Source organism: Stenotrophomonas sp. 05L44_2 (assembly GCF_056665995.1).
The window spans coordinates 1-5,816 of record NZ_JBFTNR010000196.1; the positions used below are offsets into that span (position 1 = coordinate 1).

Here is a 5,816-nt window from a genome sequence, read left to right on the forward strand (position 1 = left end):
GCTGTGACAGCACGCGCAGCAGCCATGCGCTGTTGGCCTCGACCGGCAGCGCGGCGTCTCCGGCATACTTGAAGCACAGCTGGGCCAGGGTGTCGAAGGCCATCAGCAGCGGGAAGCCGACCAGGTACAGCCGCCTCATGTTCCGGCTCCGACCACGGCAACGCCGGCGCTGACCAGCAGCATGCCGGTCACCCGCAACGGCGTCAGCCGCTCGCGGAACAGGATGCGGCCGGCCACCATCAGCGCGACGATGTTGATCGAGCCGAGCAGCACGCCCTGCGACAACGGCACCAGCGACAGGAAGGCGATCCAGGCGACGAATTCAAGCACGTAGCAGGCGATGCCCAGCCACAGCCAGGGACGGCCGAACATGTGTTTCCAGCGCTGCAGGCCTTCGACATCCTGCGGGTCGCTGGCGGCAGCCTTGAAGGCCAACTGGCCGCCGGTATCGAGCACCACGTTGACCAGCCACAGCAGGGTCGCAAGCGATCCCATCTCAGGCGACCGCCTGCAGCACGCCCGCACGTTCGCCGATGTCGCTGAAGAAGCGCGCGCTGCGGCGGATCACTTCGCGCCGTTCGCGATCGATGGTGATCATGTGGTAGCTGTCTTCCAGTACAACCAGTTCGGTCGGTCCGCTGACGCGCGAGATCACCAGTTCGGCATTGCCCATGCTGGCCACGTCATCCTCGCGGGCATGCATCACCAGGCATGGTGCCGTGACCTGGTGCAGGTGACGGCGTGTCCAGGTGCTCAGTGCACGCATTTCGGCCAATGCATGCCACGGGTTGCCTGGCAGGCCGGCAGCGGCACTGTCACCAGAGAGCATGGCGGCGCTGACCTGCGCACGCAGGCGCTCGTCGCGCAGGCCGTACGGCGGCTCTTCCATGAACATGCGGTCGCGGCCGATCCCCAGGCGCTTGAACCACGGCAACAGGAACGAGAAGCGTGCGACCGCCGGAATGTTCCAGCCGTCGTAGCGGAAGGTGGCGCCGTACACCCCCACGCCGGAGACCCAGTCCGGCCGCCGCGCGGCCAGCGCCAGCGCCAGTACCGCCCCCATCGACAGGCCGCCGACGAACAGCTGGTCGACCTTGCCACGCAGGTCCGCCGCCGCGTCTTCCACGCCCTGGTACCACTGTTCCCAGCGGGTCTGCAGCAGGTCTTCGACGCTGCCGCAGTGACCCGGCAGCTGCACGCCATGCACGCTGAAGCCCGCGTTGTTCAGCCCTTTGCCCAGCATGCGCATTTCGGCGGGCGTGCCGGTCAGGCCATGGATCAGCAGGACACCCTGCGGGCCACCGGGAAGAAAGAACTCATGGGATGCAGGCACCAGTCGGCTCCAGCGCGGCAGTCGGGAAGGCCAGCATCGCAAGCGCGATTTTCGGCAACCTTTCAGCGGTTCGTCTGGATCAAGGGCCCTTCAGCAATGGTATGGTGATGGACACCTTCAGGCCACCGCCGGGACGGTTGAGGTAGCCCAGGCGTCCGCCCAGGTGCTCGACGGCCTCATGGGCGATGGCCAGGCCCAGGCCGGTGCCGCTGGCTGCAGTGCCGGGCGCACGGAAGAAGCGCTCCCCCAGCCGCGACATCACGTCCTCGGGCACGCCCGGGCCATTGTCTTCGACGTACAGCTCGACATCGTTGTCGTCCAGGGCCTGCACGCCGACGGTGACGGTCGCATCCGCGCCGGCGTAGCGCAGGGCGTTGTCGATAAGATTGTCCAGCGCCTCGTGCAGCAGTGCGCCGTTGCCCAGTATCCGCACCGGCTGCTGCGGACCCAGGTAGCCCAGGTCGATGCCATCGCGGATCGCTTCGGGCACGCGCATGCCCACCCATTGCGGCACCAGCTCGGACACATCCAACGCCTCCACCGTCTCCGGCACGGTCTGTGCCCGGCTCAACGCCAGCAGCTGGGTGCTGACGCGTGCAGTGCGCTGGTTGAGCCGGCGGATGTTCTGCAGCGCTTCGCGCACGGTCTCTGGATCGCCGTGCGCCAGTGCCTGGTCCACGTGCAGTGCCATGCCCGCCAACGGCGAGCGCAACTGGTGGGCGGCGTCGGCAATGAAGCGGTTCTGCAGCGTGATCATTTCCGCCTGCCGCGCGAACAGGCCATCGATGGTGCTGATCAGGGGCTGGATTTCCTCGGGCACGTCCGCGTCGGAAATCGGTGCCAGCTCGCCGCGGCGCTGGGCCAGGCGCGAGGTCAGCGGGGTCAGGATACGCAGGCCGTGGGTGACGCCGAACCAGACCAGCGCGGCCATTCCCAGCGCCAGCATGGCCATCAGCGGAATGACGATCATCAGGATTTCGCGCGCACGCTGGCGACGGTCGGCCATGCTTTCGGCCACGGTCACTGCCAGCTGGTCCTGCGGATCGTTCATCGCCTGGGTGCAGACCGTCGACATGCGCACCTGCTGGCCGTTCAACTCACCTTCGTACAGCGCCGGGTGCGTACCGCTGCAGTCCTGCGAGGGCGCATAGGCGCTGAAATCTGCGTTGCCGGCGATGGTGCCCAAGCGGCTGCTGTCGACGTTGAAGTAGCGATGACCGTCGGGGTCGTACTCGATCAGAAAACGTGCCTGCGGAGACAGGTCGCTGCTGACCGGCATCGTGCTGAGCATCTGTGCGAACGACACCGTGTCATCGGTCAGGTTGCGGTCGTGGATGCGGTTGGAGTAGTCCAGCGCCACGTAGTAGGCCAGCAGCGTGTTGAAGGTCAGCAGGCCCAGCATCGGCAACGCCAGGAAGGCGAGCAGGCGCCGGCGCAGGCTGGGCGGTCCGCTGATCACGCGCTGGCGTCTTCCAGCATGTAACCCAGCCCGCGCACCGTGCGGATGCCCATACCACCCGGCTGCAGCTTGCGGCGCAGGCGGTGCAGGGCGATGTCCAGGCCGTTGTCGGTCAGGTCCTGGCCCCAGTCGCATAGGGCCTCCACCAGCTGCGCACGCGAGACGATGCGCTCGGCACGCACCGCCAGGGCGGACAGCAGGCCGAATTCGCGCGCGGTCAGCTCCAGCGTCTGCTCGTCTATCCACACCCGGTGCCCGGTCAGGTCCAGGCGCAGCCGGCCGATGCGCAGGTCGGGGTTGCCGTTGCTGGTGACCCGGCGCAACTGCGCGCGCACGCGTGCTTCGAATTCGTCCAGGGCGAAGGGCTTGACCAGGTAGTCGTCGGCTCCCAGGTCGAGCACGCGCACGCGCTCGGCCAGGCCATCGCGTGCGGTGACCACCAGCACGGCCAGGCCATCGCCGCGCTGGCGCAACCGCTGCAGCACATCGCGGCCGTCCAGCTGGGGCAGGCCCAGGTCCAGCACCAGCAGCGCGTACTGGGTGGAGTTCAGGGCGGCATCGGCATGCGCGCCGTTGTCCACGTGGTCGACCACGTGGCCCTGCCGGCGCATCGAGGCGCACAGGCCAGAGGCGATGTCCGGATCGTCTTCTGCGATGAGTACGCGCATGCGCGGGGCTCCTGGGGGCGGATGGGCCGCCCGCTGGACAGGGCGGGCCTCTCGGCTGCCGAGGGTAGCGGCAAACGGGGGGAGGTGGCAGGCGTGAGGGGGCCAGGCGCACCCGGCGCTGGCCCTTCGTTCAGTCCTGCAGGCCAGGCTGGCCCTTGGCCAGCGGCACCCGCGATCCGTCCAGCAGGCCGCGGCTGAGCTTGCCGTCCTCGATGAACAGCAGTTCGCCGTTCTCGCCATTCTTGATGCTGCTGTCGATGGCAATCACGCGGCCGTCGTGGAAGCTGCTGACGTGTGGCATCGAGGTGTGGCCGACCACGATGCGCTTGAGCTGGAGACGGTCGAGCACCGCCTGTACGCCCTGGCTGTCCAGGCGCCCGTCGAAGTAGCCGCGGTACCAGATCGGGCTGGTCTTGCCGTCGTACAACGGTGCGGTGACGGGGTCTGCCTTCACCTCGGCCTTGGGAATGCCCAGCGAGGCCTGGTAGGCGGCATTGGTGTGGGCCGGGTCCAATGCCATCTGCACCGCTTCGGGCGAGATGCCGCCATGCAGGAACAGGGTATCGCCGATCTGCAGCAGCACCGGCCACGTGCRCAGCCACTGGCCGATCACCGAGTCGGCAGCATACAGCTGCGGATAGCTGCGACCGAGCAGCTGCGCGCTGCGCAGGTATTTCGGATTGACGTAACGCAGGTCGTCGTACAGCACCATGGTCTCGTGGTTGCCGAGCACGAAATGCACCGCGCCACCGGCGGCGGCCGCCTGCTGCTGCAGGCCATACAGCAGCCAGAACGCTTCGGTCACCTGCGGGCCGCGATCGAACACGTCGCCGGCGATCACCAGCGTATCCGTGCCCAGTGCCCAGCGGTCCTGCGTGTCGATCACCCGGTTGGCGCGCAGCAGGCGGACCAGCAGCGCGTACTGGCCGTGGATGTCGGACACGGCGACGATGCGTGGCACGGCCGGCAGTATCGATGCCGACGGCGCGTTCGGCGGCAGCACATGCACCGCATGCGGGTAGCCGCAGCGCGCGGCAACCTCCGTGCCATCGGTGCCGGCCTGCACGCTGTGGGTTTCCACCTGGTCCTGGCAGATCCACTGCGCTTTCAGCTGCGCGCCTTCACGGAACAGGTAAGGGCCGTCGCTGTCCACGTGCTCTGCAGGTGCTGCCACGTCGCGGGCAGAGGCCAGTGGTGCGGCCAGCAGCAGGACCAGTGGCAGCAGGATCGACAGGGTTCGGGCGTGGTTCGGCATCGGCGGCATCCAGCGGCAGGAGACGAGCGATGCTAACCGTCCACGGACGCCATCGGTGTGCGCGAACGGGCGGATCAGGCCCGGCCGCCTTCCCCCTTGAGCTTGCGCACGCGGGTATCGGCGGCGCGCACGGGCTGGCCGTCACGGCCATGGGGTTGCATGTAGGGCAGTGGCCGGCGGCTGCTGGATTCGATCAGTTGCGAGTGCGCTTCGCCAGCAGCGAAGCAATGCCGTTCTCCCCATTGGCGCAGGGCCACCAGCAGCGGAAACAGGTCCTGGCCGGCCGCGGTCAGCACATAGTCGTGGTAGGCGCTGCCATCGGCGGCGGGCTGCTGCACCAGCAGCCCCGCCTCGACCAGGCGCCGCAGGCGGTCGCTGAGGATGTTGCGCGCCGCGCCCAGGCTGCGCTGGAAATCGCCAAAGCGACTGACGCCATCGAAGGCATCGCGGATGACCAGCAACGCCCAGCGGTCGCCGAGCAGATCGGCGCTGCGGGCCACGGGGCAGGGGCTGTTGGCGTGCATGGCGGACTCCCTCGATTGTGGTTGCAGTTTAAAACCAGTGGCGCTACCGTGCACCTGGTTTCAAAATGCAACCACACTGATGATGCCTTCGCTGTCCCGCCCCGTGTTGGGCCTGCTCGCCATTGCTGCCGGTGCCAGCGTGGCCAATGTCTATTTCGCGCAGCCGTTGCTGGAGCGCCTGGCCCGCGATTTCGCCCTGGATGCCGCCGTGGCCGGTGCAGTGCTGGCTGCCACCCAGGCCGGCAGCGTGCTGGCCCTGCTCGGGCTGCTGCCGTTGGCCGACCGTGGCGACCGCCGTCGACTGCTGCGGGTGCAACTGCTGGCGCTGGTGGTGGCGCTGCTATGGCTGGCCGCCGCCCGCAGTACCGCGTGGTTGCTGTCGGGCATGCTGCTGGCGGGTCTGCTGGGTACCGCGCTCACCCAGGGACTGATCGCCTACGCCGCCAACCTCGCTGCACCGGAGCAACGCGGGCGGGTGGTCGGCATGGTCCAGGGCGGCGTGTTCATCGGCYTGCTGTCGGCACGCGTGGTCTCAGGTGCGGTAGCCGCCGTAGCGGGATGGCGCGCGGTGTACCTG

Annotated in this window: 7 protein-coding genes and 1 pseudogene; 1 reads left to right on the forward strand and 7 read right to left on the reverse strand. The window is 68.2% G+C overall.

Annotation, left to right across the window (positions count from 1 at the left end; all coding sequences use genetic code 11):
• The 7 genes and pseudogenes from AC1VAN_RS08795 to AC1VAN_RS08825 all read right to left on the reverse strand — a co-directional run.
• Positions 1 to 139: pseudogene (locus tag AC1VAN_RS08795) on the reverse strand (EamA family transporter); the annotation flags it as partial.
• Positions 136 to 495 carry an EamA family transporter gene (locus tag AC1VAN_RS08800; protein WP_032976025.1) on the reverse strand — a complete coding sequence of 120 codons (360 nt, stop codon included), beginning with the start codon at positions 493 to 495 and terminating at the stop codon, positions 136 to 138. The gene AC1VAN_RS08800 and the pseudogene AC1VAN_RS08795, both read right to left, overlap by 4 nt.
• Position 496: 1 nt before the next feature.
• Complete coding sequence (locus AC1VAN_RS08805; RefSeq protein WP_025873779.1) at positions 497 to 1,333, reverse strand: alpha/beta hydrolase; 837 nt, start codon at positions 1,331 to 1,333, stop codon at positions 497 to 499.
• A 79-nt stretch (positions 1,334 to 1,412) separates the two neighbouring features.
• Positions 1,413 to 2,792 (reverse strand): sensor histidine kinase, encoded by a 1,380-nt coding sequence (locus AC1VAN_RS08810; protein ID WP_025873778.1) that lies wholly within the window; start codon positions 2,790 to 2,792, stop codon positions 1,413 to 1,415.
• Entirely contained in the window at positions 2,789 to 3,460 is a 672-nt protein-coding gene (locus AC1VAN_RS08815; protein ID WP_025873777.1) for a response regulator, read from the reverse strand. The genes AC1VAN_RS08810 and AC1VAN_RS08815 overlap by 4 nt, the downstream gene beginning before the upstream one ends.
• Before the next feature lie 130 nt (positions 3,461 to 3,590).
• Positions 3,591 to 4,715: a metallophosphoesterase gene (locus tag AC1VAN_RS08820; RefSeq protein ID WP_480985645.1), complete on the reverse strand. Its 1,125-nt coding sequence runs from the start codon at positions 4,713 to 4,715 to the stop codon at positions 3,591 to 3,593.
• Positions 4,716 to 4,789: 74 nt separating this feature from the next.
• Positions 4,790 to 5,239 carry a winged helix-turn-helix transcriptional regulator gene (locus tag AC1VAN_RS08825; protein ID WP_032976028.1) on the reverse strand — a complete coding sequence of 150 codons (450 nt, stop codon included), beginning with the start codon at positions 5,237 to 5,239 and terminating at the stop codon, positions 4,790 to 4,792.
• 79 nt (positions 5,240 to 5,318) lie between these two features.
• Between AC1VAN_RS08825 and AC1VAN_RS08830 the strand changes: the two genes are divergently transcribed.
• Positions 5,319 to 5,816 (forward strand): MFS transporter (locus AC1VAN_RS08830; RefSeq protein ID WP_480985646.1); only part of this gene is annotated, 498 nt, incomplete at its 3' end.